The organism is Antribacter soli (assembly GCF_021568775.1).
GTDB classification, from domain to species: Bacteria; Actinomycetota; Actinomycetes; order Actinomycetales; family Cellulomonadaceae; genus Antribacter; species Antribacter soli.
Genome location: NZ_JAKGSG010000035.1, coordinates 1 through 21,544, shown reverse-complemented (window position 1 = coordinate 21,544; position 21,544 = coordinate 1). Strand labels below are relative to the sequence as shown.

The 21,544-nt window shown below is 73.0% G+C and carries 17 protein-coding genes; 15 read left to right on the top strand and 2 right to left on the bottom strand.

What is annotated here, in order from left to right:
- Positions 1-63: 63 nt before the first annotated feature.
- Entirely contained in the window at positions 64-2,304 is a 2,241-nt protein-coding gene (locus L1785_RS12715) for an MMPL family transporter (RefSeq protein WP_236089646.1), read from the bottom strand.
- 63 nt (positions 2,305-2,367) lie between these two features.
- Between L1785_RS12715 and L1785_RS12710 the strand changes: the two genes are divergently transcribed.
- Positions 2,368-3,774 (top strand): replication-associated recombination protein A, encoded by a 1,407-nt coding sequence (locus tag L1785_RS12710; protein WP_236089645.1) that lies wholly within the window; start codon positions 2,368-2,370, stop codon positions 3,772-3,774.
- 8 nt (positions 3,775-3,782) lie between these two features.
- Here L1785_RS12710 and gtfA read toward each other — a convergent pair whose 3' ends face one another.
- Positions 3,783-5,303 (bottom strand): sucrose phosphorylase, encoded by a 1,521-nt coding sequence (gene gtfA / locus L1785_RS12705; RefSeq protein WP_236089644.1) that lies wholly within the window; start codon positions 5,301-5,303, stop codon positions 3,783-3,785.
- A gap of 114 nt (positions 5,304-5,417) precedes the next feature.
- Between gtfA and L1785_RS12700 the strand changes: the two genes are divergently transcribed.
- The 14 genes from L1785_RS12700 to L1785_RS12635 all read left to right on the top strand — a co-directional run.
- Positions 5,418-6,056: a TetR/AcrR family transcriptional regulator gene (locus L1785_RS12700; protein WP_236089643.1), complete on the top strand. Its 639-nt coding sequence runs from the start codon at positions 5,418-5,420 to the stop codon at positions 6,054-6,056.
- Positions 6,057-6,135: 79 nt separating this feature from the next.
- Positions 6,136-8,736, top strand: coding sequence for an MMPL family transporter (locus L1785_RS12695; RefSeq protein ID WP_236089642.1), 2,601 nt, complete (start codon positions 6,136-6,138; stop codon positions 8,734-8,736).
- 267 nt (positions 8,737-9,003) lie between these two features.
- A complete protein-coding gene (gene rpsD, locus L1785_RS12690) occupies positions 9,004-9,630 on the top strand; it encodes a 30S ribosomal protein S4 (RefSeq protein WP_236089641.1) in 627 nt (208 codons plus the stop codon).
- Between the two features lie 185 nt (positions 9,631-9,815).
- Entirely contained in the window at positions 9,816-10,214 is a 399-nt protein-coding gene (locus tag L1785_RS12685; protein WP_236089640.1) for a DUF948 domain-containing protein, read from the top strand.
- Positions 10,211-10,552 (top strand): hypothetical protein, encoded by a 342-nt coding sequence (locus tag L1785_RS12680; RefSeq protein ID WP_236089639.1) that lies wholly within the window; start codon positions 10,211-10,213, stop codon positions 10,550-10,552. The genes L1785_RS12685 and L1785_RS12680 overlap by 4 nt, the downstream gene beginning before the upstream one ends.
- Positions 10,553-10,669: 117 nt before the next feature.
- Complete coding sequence (gene alaS / locus L1785_RS12675) at positions 10,670-13,360, top strand: alanine--tRNA ligase (RefSeq protein WP_236089638.1); 2,691 nt, start codon at positions 10,670-10,672, stop codon at positions 13,358-13,360.
- Entirely contained in the window at positions 13,360-13,896 is a 537-nt protein-coding gene (gene ruvX, locus L1785_RS12670) for a Holliday junction resolvase RuvX (protein ID WP_236089637.1), read from the top strand. The genes alaS and ruvX overlap by 1 nt, the downstream gene beginning before the upstream one ends.
- A gap of 6 nt (positions 13,897-13,902) precedes the next feature.
- A complete protein-coding gene (mltG, locus tag L1785_RS12665) occupies positions 13,903-15,108 on the top strand; it encodes an endolytic transglycosylase MltG (protein WP_236089636.1) in 1,206 nt (401 codons plus the stop codon).
- A gap of 86 nt (positions 15,109-15,194) precedes the next feature.
- Entirely contained in the window at positions 15,195-16,340 is a 1,146-nt protein-coding gene (locus L1785_RS12660) for an endolytic transglycosylase MltG (RefSeq protein ID WP_236089635.1), read from the top strand.
- Positions 16,340-17,233, top strand: coding sequence for a shikimate dehydrogenase (locus tag L1785_RS12655; RefSeq protein WP_236089634.1), 894 nt, complete (start codon positions 16,340-16,342; stop codon positions 17,231-17,233). Before L1785_RS12660 ends, L1785_RS12655 begins: the two co-directional genes overlap by 1 nt.
- 12 nt (positions 17,234-17,245) lie before the next feature.
- Positions 17,246-18,460: a chorismate synthase gene (gene aroC, locus L1785_RS12650; RefSeq protein WP_236089633.1), complete on the top strand. Its 1,215-nt coding sequence runs from the start codon at positions 17,246-17,248 to the stop codon at positions 18,458-18,460.
- Entirely contained in the window at positions 18,457-19,014 is a 558-nt protein-coding gene (locus tag L1785_RS12645; protein ID WP_236089632.1) for a shikimate kinase, read from the top strand. The genes aroC and L1785_RS12645 overlap by 4 nt, the downstream gene beginning before the upstream one ends.
- Positions 19,011-20,171: a 3-dehydroquinate synthase gene (aroB, locus tag L1785_RS12640; RefSeq protein WP_236089631.1), complete on the top strand. Its 1,161-nt coding sequence runs from the start codon at positions 19,011-19,013 to the stop codon at positions 20,169-20,171. Before L1785_RS12645 ends, aroB begins: the two co-directional genes overlap by 4 nt.
- Before the next feature lie 220 nt (positions 20,172-20,391).
- Positions 20,392-21,544 (top strand): extracellular catalytic domain type 1 short-chain-length polyhydroxyalkanoate depolymerase (locus L1785_RS12635; RefSeq protein WP_236089630.1); only part of this gene is annotated, 1,153 nt, incomplete at its 3' end.

Here is a 21,544-nt window from a genome sequence, read left to right as displayed (position 1 = left end):
AGCCGCTCCGTCCGGCGCCGGGCCGGACCGAGCGACTACCTCGTGGCCGTCGGTGACGCCGCGTCAGTGCGTGATCGCCGCCCGCGCGTGGATCTTGCGCAGGAACACCGGCGCCCACCAGTTCCAGCGCCCGAGCAGCGTCATCGTGGCGGGCACGAGCAGCAGGCGCACGAGCGTCGCGTCCACGATCACGGCGAGCGCGAGCGCGAAGCCCACCTCCTTGATGACGAGGAGGCGCCCGAACACGAACCCGGCGAACACGACGACGATGATCGCCGCGGCCGACGTGATGATTCGGCCCGAGCGCTGCAGCCCGACGCGCACCGCCTCGTCGTCGCTGCGTCCCTCGTGGTGCAGCTCGAGCACGCGCGACAGCAGGAACAGCTCGTAGTCCATGGCCAGGCCGAACGCGAACGCGATCACGATCGCCACCACGTACGTCTCGATGCCGCCGACGGCGTCGAAGCCGAGGAGTCCCTCGAGGTGCCCCTCCTGGAAGGCCCAGACGAGGACCCCGAGCGACGCGCTGATCGAGATCGCGTTCGTGAGCATCGCCTTGACGGGCAGCACGAGCGAACCGGTCATGAGGAAGAGCAGCACGAGCGTCGCGGCGGCCACGATCGCGACGGCCCACCACACGCGGTCGGTGAGTGCGTCCCGGAAGTCGAGCTGGGCCGCGGCCTGGCCGGTCACCCAGGTCTCGTACCCGGGGTCGAGGCCGCGGACGCCCTGCACCACCTCGACGGCCGGCGTGCCGGCCGGGTCGCCGCCCTCGACGTTCACGCCGAGCACCAGGTAGCCGCCCGCCTCGCGCGGCTCGTCGACGCCGGTCACGTGCTCGAGCTCCTCGATCTGCCCCACGAGCCCCGTGACGGCATCGAGCGAGGTGGCGGCCACGACGAAGACCTCGGGTCCGTCGCTGGCCGGGTAGTCGTCGGCGAGCACCTCGACGAGGACGCGCTGGTCGGACGAGCGGGGCAGCAGCTCGATCCCCGAGCTGCGCATCTGCAGCCCGACCACGGGCAGGGCGAGCAGGAGCAGGACCAGCAGCGACCCGAGCGCGGTCCACGCCGGGTGCTTCTGCACCCGCTCGGCGAGCCGGGAGAACACGCCCTCGTCGGTCCGGGTGTCCGCGGTGCGGGCGAGCAGGACCCGCAGGCCCGGGATGCGTCCGAGCAGCCCGCGACGCGCCAGGCGGCGCCCCGTGAGCGTGAGGAGGGCCGGCACGAGGGTGAGCGCCGTGAGGACGGCGACGAGGATGACCGTGACGCCCCCCGCGCCGATGCTGCGCAGGATCTCGGGGGTGAAGACCAGGAGGCCGGAGATGGAGATCGCGACGGTCACGGCCGAGAACGCGACGGTCTGCCCGGCGGTCGCGAGGGTGCGGGCGACTGCCTCCTGCACCACGCCGTCGCCGCGCCGCCGCCGCAGACCGGGCACGGCCTCCTCGTCGTCGGTCAGGTTGGCGAGCTCCTCGCGGAAGCGGGACACGACGAGGAGCCCGTAGTCGATGGACAGGCCGATGGCGAGCAGGGTGATGACGTTCACCACGGACGCGTCGACCTCCAGGAGGTACGTCTGGGCGAGCAGGAGGCCGAGCCCCGCGCCGATCGACGCGACGGCACCGGCCATCGGCATGGACGCGGCCAGGAACCCGCCGAACACCAGCACCATGACGAGCAGGGCGATCGGCAGCGCAATGACCTCACCGGTCTCGAGGTCCTCGCGGACCTGGCCGGTGATCTCGTCGATCACCAGGTCGGTGCTGCTCACCAGGCCCGTCGCGTCGTCGCCCAGCGTGGCGGGCAGGGCCCGCAGGCGGTCGACGACGAGGTCGTGCGCCTCGTCGCGCTCCGCCTCGGCGAGCCCGAGGTCGAGCGTGACCTCGAGCACGAACCCGTCGCCCGAGCGTGCCACGAGGGTCGAGGCCGCCGGGTTCTCCAGCCCGCCCTCGAGCACGTAGGGATCGATGACCGTGGCCACGCCGGGGATCGCCGCCAGCCGCTGGTTCTCGGTCGCCATCGCCTCGACGACTGCGGGGGAGGCCGGGTCCACGCCCTGCACGACGAGCGTGACGGACTCCCCGGACGTGTCGTTCTCGGACAGCAGCTCCAGGCCGGCCTGGCTCTCGGATCCGGGCACCGTGACCGCTCCGGTCGTGACCCGGTCGAACAGCGACGAACCGCCGACCCCGGCGAAGGCCACCACGTACCCGACGACAGCCAGCACCGCCCACACGACGACGGTGATCAGGGGACGGCGGGCGACCGCCCTCCCCAGCTGGCCGAACAGCGACGTGAACACCGGACGAGCATTTCATTTCCGGACGAAACCGTCCCGTCGAAGCCGGAAACTAGGCTGGTGGTCATGGACCTCTTCGACGCCGCGACCACCGATGCCCAGGGCACGCCGCGCCCCCGGCCGGCGTCCCCGCTCGCGGTGCGCATGCGCCCGGCCTCGCTGGAGGAGATCGCGGGCCAGGAACACCTGCTGGTGCCCGGCTCGCCCCTGCGGCGCCTCATCGAGCCGGGCGGGGGCACGGGCGGGGCAACGGCGGCGGGGAGGGCCGCGCCGTCGTCGGTCATCCTGTGGGGGCCACCCGGCACGGGCAAGACGACGCTCGCCTACCTCATCGCGACCGTGTCCGGGCGCCGCTTCGTCGAGCTGTCTGCCGTGACGGCGGGTGTGAAGGACGTGCGCCAGGTCATCGAGGACGCCCGGCGGCGCCTCGCCACGGGCGGCGACGAGACGGTCCTCTTCATCGACGAGGTGCACCGGTTCTCGAAGTCCCAGCAGGACGCGCTGCTGCCGAGCGTGGAGAACCGCTGGGTGACGCTCGTGGCCGCGACCACGGAGAACCCGTCGTTCTCCGTGAACTCCCCGCTGCTGTCGCGCTCCCTGCTGCTCACGCTGCGCCCCCTGACCGCCGAGCACGTGCGCGACCTCGTGCGTCGCGCCGTCACCGACCCGCGCGGCCTGGGCGGAGGCGTGGTCCTCGCCGAGGCGGCCGAGGAGCACCTCGTCCGCCTCGCCGGCGGGGACGCCCGCAAGGCGCTCACCATCCTCGAGGCCGCGGCGGGCGCGGCCCTCTCGGGGGAGGCCCTGGCCGACGACGGGGGCGAGGCGGCCGGCGTCCCCCAGATCGACCTGGCGACCGTGGAACGGGCCGTCGACGTGGCGGCCGTGCGCTACGACCGGGACGGCGACCAGCACTACGACGTCATCTCGGCGTTCATCAAGTCGATCCGCGGCTCCGACGTCGACGCCGCCCTGCACTACCTCGCGCGCATGGTGGCCGCGGGGGAGGACCCCCGGTTCATCGCCCGGCGCCTCGTCATCTCCGCCGCCGAGGACGTCGGCCTGGCCGACCCGTCGGCGCTGCAGACCGCCGTCGCCGCGGCCCAGGCGGTCCAGCTCATCGGCATGCCCGAGGGGCGGATCATCCTGGCGGAGGCCGTGGTGCACCTCGCCACGGCGCCCAAGTCCAACGCGGCGTACAACGGGATCGACGCGGCGCTCGCGGACGTGCGTGCGGGTCGGATCGGGACCGTGCCGGTGCACCTGCGGGACGCGCACTACGCGGGCGCGGAGCGGCTGGGCCACGGCCAGGAGTACCGGTACGCGCACGACTGGCCGCACGCGGTCGCGCCCCAGCAGTACCTGCCGGACGAGCTCGCGGGGAGGCGGTACTACGCGCCGAGCGACCGCGGGTTCGAGCGTCAGGTGAGCGAGCGCCTGGAGCGCATCCGGGCGATCCTCGACGCGCAGGCGTAGCGCCCGCCTCAGCCTCCGAGGGCGGGTGGCGCGGCCAGCAGGTCGTCGGTCCGCCCGGAGCCGGACGGACCACCCGACCACCGGACCGACGAGGCGCCGGTGGCGAGATCGACGGCGAGGACGGCGACGGCGTCGGGCACGTCGACCCCGCGCCGCACCATCGTGAGGACCGGGCCGTCGAGGGTGACGTCCACGTCGCCGTCGAACGCGGGAAAGGCGTTGCGGAAGCGGCACAGGCCCAGCAGCGCGCGGACCACGGGGCGCTCGAGCGCTGCGGCGAGCTCGTCCGGGGCGTAGTGGTGCCGGTTGATGTCCCGCCCGACGCCGGTGCGGTCGAGCAGGTCCATGTCGTTCGAGCCGGCCAGCGCTCCCACGTAGTACACCTGCGGGATGCCCGGGGTGAAGAGCTGGATCGCCCGGGCGGCGAGGTGGCGCCCGTCGTCCTCGCCCAGCGCGGCGTAGAAGGTCGAGTTGACCTGGTACAGGTCCAGGTTGGACGCCGCGGCACCCGTGGCCCGGCGGGAGGTGCCGCCGGTGCGCTCGTGGATGCCCTCGACCAGCTCGTCCACCTGCTCGGGGGTCAGGAGCCCGGGGCGTTCGGGTTCGCCCGGCTCCACGGTCGGGTCCGGGGCGACGTCCATGACGCCGATGCCGTCGTGCGTGTCGAGGACGGTGACGGCGTTGCGCGGGCGTTCTCGTAGCCAGCCCGCCAGGGCCGTGCCGTCGGCGGTGAACAGGGCGTGGAGCACGAGCGGCGGCAGCGCGAAGTCGTAGACGAGATCCACGGACCGGCCGATCTCGACCTGCATCTTGTAGTACGAGTGCACCTCGACCAGCACCTCGACGCCGCGCGAACGCGCCTGCGCGGTGAAGTCCTCGATGAAGGCGAAGGTCTCGGGGGTCATGAAGCTGGTCGTGCCCGGAGTCTTGACGGCGTACCCGACGGCGTCCAGGCGCACGAGCCGCACGTCCGCTGCGGCGACGGCGTCGAGGATCGAGGCGAGGTACGCCTTCCCGGCAGCGGACCGGACGTCGATGTCGATCTGCGCCGGCGTGAACGTCGTCCAGACGTAGCGCAGCCGCCCGCCGAGGCGGATGGGCGTGAACGGCAGTCCGGGACGTGGCCGGTAGATACGGGTCAGGTCCTCCTCGGTGGCGCCGTCGGGGAAGACCGAGGAGAGCGTGAGGAACATCGGGTACGAGCCGGAGGCCTCGCCTCGCTCGACGACGTCGCGGAACGCGGCCGAGCCCGCCGAGACGTGGTTGACGATGAGGTCGACGACGACATCGTGCGTCCGGCCCAGCTCGCGGATGTCGTCCCAGGAGCCCAGCCGCGGGTCGACCGCCGTGTGGTCGATCGGGTCGAAGCCGGCGTCGGCGCCGTCGTACGGGGTGAAGAACGGCAGCACGTGGACGCCGCCGAATGCGCCGGCGAGATCGTCGGAGCGCACCAGCCGCACGAGGCCGGCGAGATCGCCGGCGAGCCGGTCGGCGTAGGTGATGAGCTGGACCTCGTTGCGCAGCGGCATCGCGTCGGACCCTTCGGTCGCCGGGTGGTGGGCACGGGCTTCGTCCCAGCATGCCGGATCTCGGCGGAGCAGGCAGGTTGCACTGAGTGCAGCAATGCACTTAGTGTAGGCACCATGGCCATCCAGGACCGACGCGCCGCGCTCAAGACGGCGAACCGCCACGCGATCATCGTGGCGGCCGCGCAGATCGTCAGCGAGCGTGGTCTGCCGGGCCTGACCGCCGACGAGCTCGCGGCCCGGGCCGACGTCTCGCGGCGGACGATCTTCAACCACTTCGGTTCCCTCGACGAGATCGTGACCGCCGGGTTCATCGAGGCCATGGGGGTCATCGTCGAGGAGTTCACCGCCGTCGCGGAGGCGACCCCCGTGGGTGAGGGGACCGCCGCCTCGATGTTCGACGAGATCGCCCAGGTCATCCGGGCGACCGACATCGTCACCCCGCTCTCTCGCATGCTGCGCCTCCTCAGCCCCGAGGACCCCATGGACGCCCACCAGGACGCCCGCGTCAGGGAGTCGCTGCGCATCATTTCGGACCGGCTCGCCGCGGAAGTGCTGCGCCGGCACCACGGGGCCGACCCGCTGGACGTGAACGTGCTCGTCGGCTCGCTCACGGGAGGGCTCGGCGTCGTCGCCCTGCACTGGCACGTACGCACCGGTGCGAGCGACGACCCGGAGTCCCGCGCCGTGTGGGACGAGCTCGTGGACCGCGTGCTCACCACCCTCCGCGACGGCTTCGGCCGCGCGCGGGACTGACCCAGCTGTACCCCCCGAACGTCGTGCCCACCGCGGGCGCGCGACGGCGCGCTCCGGTGCGCCCAGAGGAGAAGGAACCATGGCAGAGCTCCTGTACCGGCTCGGCAAGGCAGCGGCGCGCCGCGCCTGGGTCGTGATCAGCGCGTGGGCCGTCGCCCTCGCCCTCGCGGCCGTCGCGTTCGTCGCGTTCGGAGGCGTGCTCGGCTCGGCGATCACGATCCCGGGCACCCCGACCCAGCAGGTGAGCGACCGCCTGCAGGAGGTCCTGCCCGAGGCGGGGGGCGGGTCCGCGACGATCGTCTTCCACACGGAGGACGGCGAGCCGCTCACGGACGCGCAGCGCGCCGACATCTCGGCAGCGCTGGGCGGCGTCGAGGAAGTCGACGGCGTCAAGTCCGTCACCGACCCGTTCGAGACCGCCCAGGAGCGCGCCGACGCCGAGCAGCAGGTCGCCGACGGCCTCGCGCAGATCGACGCCGCGAAGCAGCAGATCGAGGACGGCGCCGCGCAGATCGAGGCGCAGCAGGCTCAGCTCGACACGGGGCAGGCTCAGCTCGACGACGGCCGGGCACAGCTCGACGCCGCCCGCGCCCAGGCCGAGGCCGCCGGGCTGCTCGCCCAGGCACAGCCCCAGCTCGACGCGCAGCAGGCGCAGCTCGACGCACAGCAGGCGCAGCTCGACGCAGGCCGGGCCCAGCTCGACGCCGCGCGCGCCGACCTCGAGGCCGGGCGCACCGAGCTCGCCGAGAACGAGCGCGAGCTCGGCCTCGCCCGGTCCCAGCTCGAGATGGCCCGCGAGTTCCGGACCGTCTCGGAGGACGGCACGGCGGCGGTGGCCGTCGTCGGATTCGAGGTCTCCACGTTCGAGGTTCCCGACGAGGTCAAGGCGGCCGTCGTCGCCGCCGTCGAGGAGGCCCCGGTCGATGGCGTGCAGGCCGAGTTCTCCAGCGACCTCGTCCGCAGCATCTCCGGCCTCGTCGGCCCGGGCGAGATCATCGGCGTCGTCGTGGCGGGCCTCGTGCTCCTCGTGATGCTCGGCACGCTCATCGCGGCCGGGCTGCCGATCCTGAGCGCCCTCATCGGCGTGGGCGTCGGCGCGCTCGCGACGCTCGGCCTCTCGGGCGTCGTCGAGATGGTCTCCGTGACCCCGATCCTCGGCGTCATGCTGGGCCTGGCCGTCGGCATCGACTACTCCCTGTTCATCCTCAACCGGCACCGCCGCCAGCTCCGCGAGGGCCTCGAGCTGCACGAGTCCATCGGTCTGGCCAACGGGACCTCCGGCAACGCGGTCGTCTTCGCCGGCCTGACGGTGATCATCGCGCTCGTCGCGCTCAACGTGACGGGGATCGGCTTCCTCGGCCTCATGGGCACCGTCGGCGCCGTCTGCGTGCTGGTCGCGGTCCTGGTCGCCGTGACGTTCACCCCCGCCCTGCTCGGGCTGGTGGGGCACCGGGTGCTGACCCGCCGCGAGCGCCGCGCGCTCGGGGCGGGGACGTTCGCCGCGTCCGCCACGGCGCCGGATGCGCCAGCGACGGCGGCGGAGCGTCCGGCCTCGACGTGGCGTGCCGTGGTGCGTGCCGTGGTGGCGATCGGCGTGCTCCTGGTCGTGGGCCTGCCGGCCCTGTCGCTGCGCCTCGGCCTGCCGGACGGCTCGTCCGAGCCGGTCGGGTCGACGCAGTACCGGGCGTACCAGGTGACGGAGGAGAAGTTCGGCGCCGGCGTGAACGGCCCGCTGCTCGTCGTCGCCGACCTCCCGGACGGCCTGGACGAGGCGGCCGCCCAGAACCTGCAGGTGAGCGTGGGCGAGCAGCTGCTCGCGCAGCAGGACGTGGTGGCCGTGGTGCCGATCGGCCTGTCGGAGGACTTCCGGGTGGCGGCCTACCAGGTCGTGCCCGTCGACGGCCCGAGCAGCGTCTCGACCGAGGACCTGGTGCACCACCTGCGCGGGCTGGAGCTCGACGAGGACGGCGCCACGGTGTCGCTCGGCGTCGCGGGGCAGGCGAGCGGCAACATCGACGTCTCCGAGAAGCTGGCGGACGCGCTGCCGCTCTACCTCGGGATCGTCGTCGGTCTCTCGCTGATCATCCTGATCGTGGTGTTCCGCTCGATCCTCGTGCCGGTCATCGGCACGCTGGGGTTCATCCTGTCGGTGTTCGCCGCGCTGGGCGGCGTCGTCGCGATCTACCAGTGGGGCTGGCTGGGCGACGTGTTCGGCGTGCACGCGCCGGGGCCGGTGCTGAGCTTCCTGCCGACGATGCTCGTCGGGGTGCTGTTCGGCCTGGCGATGGACTACCAGCTGTTCCTCGTGTCGGGCATGCGCGAGGCGTACGCCCACGGCGCGTCGGGCCGGGTCGCCGTCAGGCGCGGCCTGGTGGCGGGCCGTGCGGTCGTGACGGCCGCCGCGATCATCATGATCTCGGTGTTCGGCGGCTTCGTGTTCTCGCACCTGGCGATGGTCCGGCCGATCGGCTTCGGCCTGGCGTTCGGCGTGCTGGTCGACGCGTTCGTGGTCCGCATGACGCTCGTCCCCGCGCTCATGCACCTGGTGGGCGACGCGGCGTGGTGGGTGCCGAGGTGGCTCGACCGGATCCTGCCGAACGCGGACATCGAGGGCGCCGCCCTGGAGCGTCGCCACCACCACGAGCCGGCGGCCGAGCCGGTGGGGACGGCGAGCCGCTGACCCCACCACGGTGTCGGAAGCTCTCCGGTCCATACCCCGGGGAGCTTCCGACGGCCCAGGTGGGATAGGATGTGCAGGTTGCCGTCACGCGGGTTCCGTTCTCGGGACCGCGCCGGCAGCTCCCTGGGACCCCGGCCCCGTGACCTCCTCGTTCGGAGGTCCATCGGCTGGTCCCGCACCCGGCACTCCGCCGCCCTGCCAGGAATGGCAGGGCAAGCGTGTGCCCCGGGTGTGACCTCTTCGATCACTACAGGACAGGAAGAACACGTGACCTCTGTCACCCGTTCGCGCCGCCAGGTTCGCCTGAGCCGCGCCCTCGGCCTCGCGCTCACGCCGAAGGCCGTCAAGCACTTCGAGAAGCGCCCCTACCCGCCCGGCGAGCACGGCCGCGCCCGTCGCCGCACCGAGTCGGACTACGCGGTGCGTCTGCGCGAGAAGCAGCGTCTGCGCGCCCAGTACGCCCTGCGCGAGAAGCAGCTCGTCAAGGTGTACGAGAACGCCCGCAAGCACCCGGGCCTGACCGGTGAGGTCATGGTCGAGGACCTCGAGACGCGTCTCGACGCCGTCGTGCTCCGCTCCGGCTTCGCCCGCACCGTGCTGCAGGCCCGCCAGGCCGTGACCCACCGTCACATCCTGGTGGACGGCAAGATCGTGGACCGCCCGTCGTTCCGCGTGAAGGTCGGCCAGACGATCCAGGTCAAGCCGAAGAGCCAGGCCACCACGCCGTTCCAGGTCGCCGCCGCGGGCGCGCACCGCGACGTGCTGCCGGCCGTCCCGGGCTACCTCGAGGTGCAGCTGGAGAAGCTGTCGACCACGCTGACCCGCCGCCCGACGCGCGCCGAGGTCCCCGTCACCTGCGAGGTCCAGCTGGTCGTCGAGTTCTACGCTCGCTGATCCCTGCCTCCTGCGAGGGTCCAGGCGAAGCAAGCTGGCGGAAGCCAAGAGGTTGCTGACCCTGCTCCTGCTCGACGACGCCCCGCCTGCACCCGTGCAGGCGGGGCGTTCGCGCTCCGGCACACCGGCACGTGCCGGGATAGGGTGACGACGACAATTCGCGCATCGGGAAGGCGGGATCGGGCATGACCCTTGGCGACGTGGCGGGACTCATCGCGGCCATCGCGTTCGTTCTGCTTGTCGGGTTCCTGGCGGTGCCGCTGTGGAAGCTCGGCAAGGTCCTGGACGAGGCGCGCGTGAGCATCCGGACGGTCACGGACCACTCGGTGCCGATCCTCGACGAGGCGGCGGGAACGGTCGCGTCCGCGAACACCCAGCTCGTGAAGGTCGACACCATCACGACGTCCGCCGCGCAGGTCAGCGAGAACGTCTCCGCCCTGACGGGCCTGTACGCGGCGACGCTGGGCGGCCCGCTCGTCAAGGTCGCCGCCTTCTCGTACGGCGTGCGCCGCGCGTTCGGGCGCGCGGCCGGCAGGGCGCAGCCCGGAGGACAGAGCGGCCGGCACGCAGGGGACGGCCGATGACGCGCCGCCTGTTCTGGGTGGGCGTCGGGGTGGTGGTCACGGTCGTGGTGTACCGCCAGGGCCGCAAGATCATCGCGCGCTACACCCCGGCTTCGGTGAGCGAGCGGGCCGCGGCCGCGGTGGACGACGCCGGAGCGCGCCTCGCGCAGGCCGCCCACGAGTTCCGTGCGGAGTTCGCGGTGGCGCGTGCGCAGCGCGAGAAGGAGCTCATGGCGTCCCTCCTGGCCGAGGGCCAGCCCGACCCGGAGACGACCCGCGCCCGGCGGACCGCGATGCGCGAGGGCCGTCAGGCAGACCTGCCGGACGACGAGGCCGAGCTCGGTTACTCGTTCTTCTAGACGTGCGGCCCTCGCGGCCGACCATCGGTTTCCCTGAGCCGCCCTGGCGGCGGCAGAATGGGACTGCTCGTACCAGGCACGACAGCACCGTGCCCTCACCCAAAGGACCAGTACTCCATGCGTACCGCCGAGATCCGCAAGCGTTGGCTCGACTACTTCGCCGCCCAGGGTCACGCGGTGGTGCCGTCGGCGAGCCTGATCTCGCCCGACCCGTCGACGCTGTTCACGATCGCCGGAATGGTCCCGTTCATCCCGTACATGACGGCGGAGCAGACGCCGCCGTGGTCGCGCGCCACGAGCGTGCAGAAGTGCGTGCGCACCCTTGACATCGAGGACGTGGGCAAGACCACTCGTCACGGCACGTTCTTCCAGATGAACGGCAACTTCTCGTTCGGGGACTACTTCAAGGAGGGGGCCATCACGTTTGCGTGGGACCTCATCACGAAGTCGGTCGACGAGGGCGGCTACGGCATCCCCGCGGAGAAGGTCTGGGTCACCGTCTACAAGGACGACGACGAGGCCCGGCAGCTCTGGAAGGAGATCGCCGGGATGCCCGACGAGCGCATCCAGGGCCTCGACATGGACACCAACTACTGGTCCACGGGCGCCCGTGGACCGGCCGGCCCGTGCTCGGAGATCTTCTACGACCGCGGCCCGGAGTTCGGGCCCGACGGCGGTCCCGCCGTCGACCTGGCAGGCGACCGGTTCCTCGAGATCTGGAACCTCGTGTTCATGCAGTTCGAGCGGGGTGACGGCGGGGACAAGAAGGGCTTCCCCATCCTCGGCGAGCTGGCCAAGAAGAACATCGACACGGGCATGGGCCTGGAGCGCGTCGCGTACCTGCTCCAGGGCAAGGACAACATGTACGAGATCGACGAGGTGTTCCCGGTCATCGCCGCGGCCTCCGAGATGTCGGGCCGGGCCTACGGCGCGAACCACGAGGACGACGTCCGGATGCGCGTCGTGGCCGACCACGTGCGCTCGGCCCTCATGATCATCGGCGACGGCGTGCGCCCCTCGAACGAGGGCCGCGGCTACGTCCTGCGCCGCCTGCTGCGCCGCTCCGTCCGGGCGATGCGCCTCCTGGGCGTCGACGGCGTGTCGCTGCCGACCCTGCTGCCGGTCTCGCGCGACGCCATGTCGCCGTCGTACCCGGAGCTCGCCACCGACTTCGACCGCATCTCGCAGGTCGCCTACGGCGAGGAAGAGGCGTTCCACCGCACGCTCGCCTCGGGCACGACGATCCTCGACGGCGCGGTGCGCGAGCTGAAGTCGGCCGGCGGCGTGGAGCTGGGCGGCGACAAGGCCTTCCAGCTGCACGACACCTACGGCTTCCCGATCGACCTGACCCTGGAGATGGCCGCCGAGCAGGGCGTGTCCGTCGACGAGAAGGCCTTCCGCTCCCTCATGCAGGAGCAGCGGTCGCGTGCCCGCGCCGACGCGCTCGCCAAGCGCCAGGGCGGCGCCGACGTCGCCGCGTACGAGGCCGTGGAGAAGGACCTTGCGGCCCCCGTTCAGTTCCTCGGCTACACGCAGCAGGACGCCACCGTGCGCGTGGCCGGCCTGCTCGTCGACGGCGTGCCCGCCCCGGCGGCCACCGCCCCGGCCGACGTCGAGGTCGTGCTCGACCGGACGCCGTTCTACGCCGAGGCCGGCGGCCAGCTCGCCGACCAGGGCACGATCGTGCTCGACGGCGGCGCCATCATCGAGGTCGACGACGTCCAGCGGCCGATCAAGGGCCTGTCCGTGCACCGCGGCCGCCTCACCGAGGGCACCCTGGTGCTGGGCGACCCCGGCACGGCGCGGATCGACACCGAGCGCCGCAAGGCCATCTCGCGCGCCCACAGCGCCACGCACATGATCCACAAGTCACTGCACGAGCTCGTGGGCCCGGACCGCACGCAGGCCGGTTCCGAGAACGCGCCGAGCCGGATCCGCTTCGACTTCCGCTCGCCGTCGGCCGTCCCGGCGGGCGCGCTGCAGGAGATCGAGGAGCGCGTCAACGTGCGCCTGGCCGACAACCTCGACGTGACCGACCAGGTCATGCCGATCGCCGAGGCCAAGGCCCTCGGCGCCATGGCGCTGTTCGGCGAGAAGTACGGCGACGTGGTCCGCGTGGTGTCCATCGGCGGCGACTGGTCGCGCGAGCTGTGTGCCGGCACGCACGTGCAGCGCACGGGCGAGCTGGGCCGCGTGACGCTGCTCGGCGAGTCGTCGATCGGCTCGGGCGTGCGCCGCGTGGACGCTCTCGTCGGCGACGGCGCGTACGGCTTCCAGGCGAAGGAGCACGCCCTGGTGGGCCAGCTCCAGGGCCTGCTCAACGCGCGTCCGGACGAGCTCTTCGACCGCGTCGGGTCGCTCGTCAGCCGCCTCAGGGAGTCGGAGAAGGAGCTCGCCGCGCTGCGCCAGGGCCAGCTCCTCGCCGCGGCCGGCACGCTGGCCGCGAACGCCCCGCGTGTGGCCGACGTCCGTGTCGTGACGCACGACGCCGGGGAGGTCGCCTCCGCGGACGACCTGCGGGCCCTCGTGCTCGACGTGCGCGGTCGCCTCGGCGAGGCCGAGCCCGTGGTCGTCGCCGTCGGCGGCGTGTCGGGCGGGCGGCCCGTCGTGGTCGTCGCGACCAACGCGACGGCCCGGGAGCGCGGCTTCAAGGCCGGCGACCTCGCCAAGGGTGCCGCCGGCGTCCTCGGCGGCGGTGGCGGCGGCAAGCCGGACCTGGCCCAGGGCGGCGGCACCGACGCGTCGGCCCTTCCGTCGGCGCTGGCCGGCGTGGCCGAGGGCGTGCGCCTGGTGGCCGTGGGCGCGTGATGCCTGATTCTCTCGACGCCCAGCCGGGCCTCCCGCGGGGAGCCCGCCTGGGCGTCGACGTCGGCAAGGCACGCATCGGCCTCGCCGCGAGCGACCCCGACGGGCTGATCGCCACGCCTGTAGAGACGGTCCCGAGAGTGCTCGACGGCGGTGGCGCGGCCCCGGGGCCGGTGACGGCCGACGTCGCGCGGATCGTCGCGGAGGCGGCCGACCGGTTCGCCGCCGTCGTCTACGTGGGGCTGCCCCGCCACCTGTCCGGGGCCGAGGGCGCCGCGACCGCCGACGCCCGCGGGTTCGCCGGCCTGCTGGCGGCTGCGCTGGCCGCGGCGGGGGAGCGCGCGCAGGTTCGGCTCGTCGACGAGCGCATGACGACCGTGACGGCCCATCAGGCCCTGTACGCTTCCGGGCGCAAGGGCCGCAAGCATCGGTCGGTGATCGATCAGGCGGCAGCCGTTATCATTCTGCAATCTGCACTCGACGCGGAGCGGGCGAGCGGGGGACGCGCCGGCGAGCTCGTGGAGGTGCAGCGTGCATGAGACTGCATGGACGACCCAGACCAGGACGACGACGAGATCGCGAGGCGAGGTGCGGTGACGGACCTGTTCACCAGCGCTAACCCGCTGCCGCCGACGGGCGCGACCCGCCAGGCGCGGAGCCGGAGCGGCAACGTGCGAGACCGGAAGGCGGCGAAGCGGCGCAAGCGGCAGAAGCGGCTGCGGACGTTCGTGGTGCTCGTCGTCGCCCTCGCCGTCGTCGGCGCGGCGGGGTACGTCGTGTCGCGGCAGGCGAGCTCCCTGTTCGGTTTCGTGAACCCGCTGGACGCGAAGGACTTCCCAGGCCCCGGCGCCGAGCAGGTCGAGGTCGAGATCGCCGAGGGCTCGACGGGCAACGACATGGGCCAGGCGCTGTACGACGCCGGAGTGGTCGCCAGCGTCGAGGCGTTCGTCCAGGCCTTCGAGGCCAACCCGAACGCGCCGCTCATCCAGTCGGGCGTCCACGTGATGCTCACCGAGATGAAGGCGTCCGACGCCGTCGCGCTGCTCGTGAAGAACGAGAAGGTGGAGCTCAAGCTCACCATCCCCGAGGGGTACACGGCGGCACAGGTCGTGGCCCGGGCGGTCGAGGTGACGGGCCTGCCGCGGGCGGACTTCGACGCGGCCCTGGCCGACCCCGCATCGTTCGGCCTGCCGGCCGAGGCCGGCGGGCAGGTCGAGGGCTGGCTCCTCCCCAGCACCTACTTCGTGACGCCGAGCGACACGGCCGCGAGCCTGCTCGCCCAGATGGTCCAGGGGACCGTGCAGGAGCTGACCGAGCGCCAGGTGCCGCAGGACCAGTGGCAGGTTGTCCTGATCAAGGCGTCGCTCGTCGAGCGCGAGGCCAAGTTCGCGCCGGACCGGCCGAAGATGGCGCGCGCCATCGAGAACCGGCTGGACCGGAACATGCTCCTGCAGGTCGACGCCGCCGTGGCGTACGGGGCGGGCAAGCCCGGGACCGAGCTCACGTCGGACGACCTCGCGAACGCGGACAACCCGTACAACACGTACAAGCACACCGGCCTGCCGCCGGGTCCCATCGCGAGCCCGGGCGTCGCCTCGGTCGACGCCGTCCTGAACCCGGAGCCCGGGGACTGGCTGTTCTGGGTGGCCGTCAACCTCGACACGGGCGAGACGAAGTTCGCCGTGACGAATGCCGAGCACGAGAAGAACAAGGCGGAGCTCGACGCCTGGCTGGCCGCGAACGGCGGCTGACGCGCGCGGTTCGGGACCACCGGGTGAAATGTGCCACTCTGTTGTGAGGCAACGCGCGAGACGACGAGACTGCGAGGCAACTGCGGGTGACTGACGTGCTGGAGACCCTGTCCTACAGCGGGCCGCCGCGCCATGCGAGCGGGGCGCCGGCAGGGGGCGGCAGCTCCCGCGAGCGGAAGGCTCGCAAGCGCCGTCAGCGGGTCCGTGCGACGGTGACGCTCCTCGTCGCCCTCGGCCTCGTCGGCGGCGCCGGCGCGTACGTCGTGAAGAACGACGGCATGATCTTCGGCTACGCGACGCCGCTCGCGGCGAAGGACTTCCCGGGTCCCGGCACGGGCGAGGTCGCCGTGACGATCGACGAGGGCTCGACCGGAACGTCGATGGGCCAGGCGCTGTACGACGCCGGCGTGGTCGGCAGCGTCGAGGCGTTCGTGCGCGAGTTCGAGGCGAACCCCGACTCCGCTCAGATCCAGGCCGGTGAGCACATGCTGCTCTCGGAGATGAGCGCGAAGGACGCCGTGGCGCTGCTCGCCGCGAACGAGGTCGTGCGGGGCGGGCTGACGGTTCCCGAGGGCTTTACCGCGGGCCAGGTCAAGGACCGCATGATCGAGGCGGGCTGGCCGCAGGCCGATGTCGAGGCGGCCCTGGCGGACCTGGCCGGCCTGGGGCTGCCCGCCGAGGCCGCCGGGAGCCTGGAGGGCTGGCTCGCGGCGGGCACGTACGACGCCAAGCCGGACACCGTCGCTGCCGCCGACGTGCTGCGCGAGATGGTGGCGACGACCGTCCAGGAGCTGGACGAGCTCGGCGTCCCCGCGGAGCAGCGGCACGACGTGGTCATCAAGGCGTCCCTCGTGGAGCGCGAGGCGCCCGACGACTTCCGGGGCGAGGTCGCGCGGGTGATCGAGAACCGCCTGGCGAAGGGCACCCCGCTGGGCCTCGACGCGATCGACTCGTACGGGCGGGGCAAGCCGTCGAGCGAGATCACCACCGCGGAGTTCCGGGACACGTCCTTCCCGTACGCGTCGCGCGTGGTGGCGGGCCTGCCGCCCACGGCGATCGGCTCCCCGAGCCGCGCCTCCATCGAGGCGGTGCTCTCGCCGCCCGAGGGGCCCTGGGAGTACTACGTCACCGTCAACCTGGAGACGCAGGAGACGAAGTTCACGGCCAGCTACGACGAGTTCCTCGTTTTCAAGGACGAGTTCCAGAAGTGGGCCGCGGAGAACGGGTACTGATGACCACCACCGCACCGACCCGGCGGGCCGCGGTGCTCGGCCACCCGGTCGCGCACTCCCTGTCCCCGGTGCTGCACACGGCCGCCTACCGCGCCCTGGGGCTCGAGGGCTGGCAGTACGCGGCGTTCGACGTCACCGAGGACGCCCTGGAGGGTTTCCTGCGCGACGTCGACCTGGGCTGGGCCGGCCTGAGCCTGACGATGCCGCTCAAGCAGGTCGTGTTCCCGCTCCTCGACCACGTCGAGCCGCTGGCGCAGGCCGTGGGCGCGGTCAACACGGTCCTGATCGGCTCGGCCCGCTGCGGCGTCACGCTCACGGGCGCCAACACGGACGTGCACGGGCTGGTCGCGGCGCTGCGCGAGGGGGGCGCCGGCGTCGGGCAGCCTGTCGCGTCCGCCGTGGTGCTGGGCGGCGGGGCCACCGCGGCCTCCGCCCTGGCCGCGCTCGCCGAGCTGGGCTGCCCGGCGCCCACGGTCCTTGTCCGCAACCTGGACCGGATCGGACCGCTGCGCGAGGCCGTCGCGCGGATGGGCGTCTCCCCGTCGTTCGAGGAGCTCGAGCGGGAGCCGACCGTCGCCGCTCTGGCCGGGGCGGACGCCGTCGTCTCGACGATGCCCAAGCACGCGGCCGACCCCTGGGCCGAGGCGCTGACGGCGGCGGGCGTGACACCGCGGGGCGTGCTCATCGACGTCGTGTACGACCCGCGCCCCACGGCGCTGTCACGCGCCTGGGCCGCCGCGGGCGGCGTCGTCGTGAGCGGCGAGCGGATGCTGCTGCACCAGGCCGCGGAGCAGGTCCGCCTCATGACGGGCCGCCCTGCGCCGCTGGCCGCGATGGACGAGGCCCTGTCGGCCGCACTGCGGACACCGGCCGCCGCGGCCGGGCTCGGGTGAGAGAATCGCTGCATGCTGCGCTGGTTGACGTCGGGTGAGTCGCACGGTCCGTCCCTCGTGGGGGTCATGGAAGGCCTCCCGGCGGGGGTCGAGCTCGTGACGGCCGACATCCAGGCGGCGCTGGCCCGCCGTCGTCTCGGCTACGGCCGTGGTGCGCGCATGAAGTTCGAGCAGGACGAGGTGCGCGTGCTCGGCGGCCTGCGGCACGGCGTGACGCAGGGCGGCCCCCTCGCGATCGAGATCGCCAACACCGAGTGGCCCAAGTGGGTCGACGTGATGTCGGCGGACCCGGTGGCTCCGGAGGCCCTGCAGGTCGACGCGGGCACGGGCGACACGCGCGAGATCGCGCGCAACCGGCCCCTGACGCGCCCGCGCCCGGGTCACGCGGACCTGATCGGCATGCGCAAGTACGGCTTCGAGGACGCCCGCCCGGTCCTGGAGCGCGCCTCGGCACGCGAGACCGCGGCCCGCGTGGCGCTCGGCGTCCCCGCCGCGAAGCTCCTCGAGCAGGCGCTCGGCATCCGGCTCGTCTCCCACGTCGTCGCCATCGGCGAGGCCGAGGTGCCCGACGGCGCACCGCTGCCCGGCCCGGACGACGTCGAGCGCCTCGACGCGGACCCGGTGCGGTGCTTCGACGCCGCGTCGTCGAAGCTGATGGTCGAGGAGATCGACCTCGCGCACAAGGACGGTGACACCCTCGGCGGCGTCGTCGAGGTGCTGGCGTACGGCGTGCCGTCCGGTCTGGGCTCCTACGTCCAGGGCGACCGCCGCCTCGACGCGCGCCTCGCGGCCGCGCTCATGGGCATCCAGGCGATCAAGGGCGTCGAGGTCGGCGACGGCTTCCGCACCGCCCGCCGCCGCGGTACGGCGGCGCACGACGAGATCGTGCGCGGCCCCGGCGGGATCGAGCGCACCACGAACCGCGCCGGCGGCATCGAGGGCGGCATGTCGAACGGGGAGATCGTCCGCGTGCGCGCCGCGATGAAGCCCATCTCGACGGTGCCGCGCGCGCTGCCCACGGTCGACATCGCGACGGGCGAGCCCGTCACCGCCCACCACCAGCGCTCCGACGTGTGCGCGGTGCCGCCGGCCGCCGTCGTCGCCGAGGCGATGGTCGCGCTCGTGCTCGCCGAGGCCGCGGTCGAGAAGTTCGGCGGCGACTCGGTGGCCGAGGTGCGGCGCAACGCGCAGGCCTACCTCGACTCGGTGCCGGAGCTGCTGCGGTGATCGTCGCAGCCCAGGGTCCCGTGGCCGTGCTGATCGGGCCGCCCGGGAGCGGCAAGACGACCGTGGGGCGCGCCCTGTCCGGCCTGCTCGGCCGCAGCTTCCGCGACACCGACTCCGACGTCGAGGCCGAGGCGGGCAAGTCGGTCGCGGACATCTTCGTCGACGACGGCGAGCCGCACTTCCGCGACCTCGAGCGCGACGCCGTGACCACCGCCCTGGCGCTGCACGACGGCGTCCTGGCGCTCGGCGGCGGTGCCGTCATGGACCCGCGCACGCAGGAGGCGCTCGAAGCCTACGGTCGCGCCGGCGGGACGGTCGTGTTCCTCGACGTCTCCCTCGCGGTCGCGGCGCCCCGCGTCGGGCTCAACCAGGCGCGGCCGCTGCTGCTCGGCAACCCGCGGGCCCGCTGGCAGGCGCTCATGGAGCAGCGCCGGCCAACGTACGAGCGGCTCTCCACCGTCCACGTCGTCAGCGACGACCGGCCCCCGCAGACGGTCGCGCAGGAGATCGCGCGCGCCCTGCCCACGCAGGTACCGAAGGAGTCCCGAGCATGACCGACGCCGGCAGCACGACCACCCGCGTGACCGTGACGGGCGCGAGCCCCTACGACGTGGTGATCGGCCGGCACCTGCTCGGCGAGCTGCCCGGGCTGATCGGGCCCGCGGCCCGCAAGGTGCTCGTCATCCACCCCGCCGCGCTCGCCGCGACCGCCGAGGTGATCCACGAGGACCTCAGGGCCGCCGGCTACGACGCCTACCTCGCCGAGGTCCCCGACGCGGAGGAGGCGAAGACCGCCCAGGTCGCCGCGTTCCTCTGGGGCATCCTGGGGCAGCTCGACTTCACGCGCTCCGACGCGATCGTCGGCGTCGGCGGGGGAGCGACCACCGACCTGGCGGGCTTCGTGGCCGCGACCTGGCTGCGGGGCGTCCGGACTGTGCTCGTGCCGACCACCCTGCTGGCGATGGTCGACGCCGCCGTCGGGGGCAAGACCGGCATCAACACGGCCGAGGGCAAGAACCTCGTCGGCGCGTTCCACCCGCCGGCGGGCGTGCTGTGCGACCTCGCGGCGCTCGAGTCCCTCGGCCGCTGGGACCTCGTGGCGGGGCTCGCCGAGGTCGTCAAGACCGGCTTCATCGCCGACCCGCAGATCCTCACGCTCGTCGAGCAGCACGCCGATTCGCTGCGCGAGTGGGCCGGCGCCGACGCGGCGCCCGAGACCTGGGACGTGCTCGCCGAGCTCGTGGAGCGGTCGGTGCGGGTCAAGGCCGCCGTCGTCGGCGAGGACCTGCGCGAGGCCGGGCTGCGGGAGATCCTCAACTACGGGCACACCCTCGGCCACGCGATCGAGCTGTCCGAGCGGTACCAGTGGCGGCACGGCGCCGCCGTGGCGGTCGGCATGGTCTTCGCGGCGGAGCTCGCGCGCCTGGCCGGCAAGCTGCCCGACGACGTCGTGGACCGGCACCGCGCGATCCTCACCTCGCTCGGGCTGCCGGTCACGTACCGGGGCGACCGGTGGGACCAGCTCCTGTCCGCGATGCGCCGCGACAAGAAGTCGCGCGGCGACCTGCTGCGGTTCGTCGTGCTCGACGACGTCGCCGAGCCCACCCGCCTGGAGGGGCCCGACCCGGCGCTGCTCGCCGCCGCCTACGCCGAGATCTCCAAGGAGCCGCCGACGCGCGGCCCGGGCACGCCGGTGGCGCTCGGTCTCTAAAAGTCCGCCTCGAGAACGCCCTGAGGTATCGCTTCCAGTGGCGAAGCGATACCTCAGGGCCTTCTCGAAGCGGACTCTTGGACAGCCCTCAGGCCGTCGCGGCGCGTCCCGGCGAGGCGCGCTGCTGAGAAACGATTAGGTCGGTTCCCTCCGCCGAAGGGGCGCACCATCCTGGGCCCCGGCCCAGGATCGGGCCGCACCCTCGGACTGGAGGCGCTCGATGCTGAGAACCGACCGGACGGACGAACGGCGTCCGCGACCCCGCTCGGCGAGGCGGCTCGCGGCCGCCCTCGTCGCCGCCCTCTGCCTGCCGCTGCTCGGCCTGACCGCCCTGGTCACGGCCACGCTGGGTGCCCAGCCTGCCGCCGCGGCGACGCTGACGCAGGTGACGGCCTTCGGGAACAACCCGAGCAACCTGAACATGTACGTCTACGTGCCGGACAACGTGGCGCCGAACCCGGCACTGCTCGTCGCCGTCCACTACTGCACGGGCTCGGCGTCCGGGTACTTCAACGGCGCCGCGCGCGAGTACGTGACGGCTGCCGACACCTACGGGTACGTCATCGTGTTCCCCGAGGCGACGCGCAGCGGGAGCTGCTTCGACGTGTACTCGCCGGAGGCGCTCCAGCGCGGCGGCGGGAGCGACCCCGTCGGCATCATGTCGATGGTGAGCTATGCCAAGCAGCAGTGGAACGTCGACTCCTCGCGGGTCTACGTCACGGGCGTCTCGTCGGGCGCGATGATGACGAACGTGCTCGCCGCCGAGTACCCGGACGTGTTCGCGGCAGCCGCTGCGTTCGAGGGCGTGCCGGCGACCTGCTTCGCCACCGGCAGCAGCAGCAACACGTGGAACAGCCAGTGCTCGGGCGGCCAGATCATCAAGACGGCGCAGGAGTGGGGCGACGCCGCCCGGGCGATGTACCCGGGCTACACCGGCCGGTACCCGCGCATGCAGCTGTGGCACGGCGTCAACGACACCGTGCTGCACTACAACAACTTCGGCGAGGCGATCAAGCAGTGGACCAACCTCCACGGCGTGAGCCAGACGCCCGTGCTGACCGACTCGCCGGTCTCGGGGTGGACGCGCACCCGGTACGGCTCGGCCGGTAGCCAGCCCGTGGTCGAGGCGATCAGCGATGCCACCTCGGCCCACGACCTGCCGAAGGCCGGCATGGTGCCGCGAGCCATCACGTTCCTGGGGCTCGACAGCACGACGCCGGTGCCGACGCCGACCCCCACGCCGACTCCGACTCCGACGCCGCAGCCGGGGGCGTGCACCGCGACGTTCGCGGTCACCAACGCCTGGGGCAGCGGCTACAACGCCCAGGTCACCGTCACCGCAGGATCGGCACGCACCGCCTGGACCACCACCT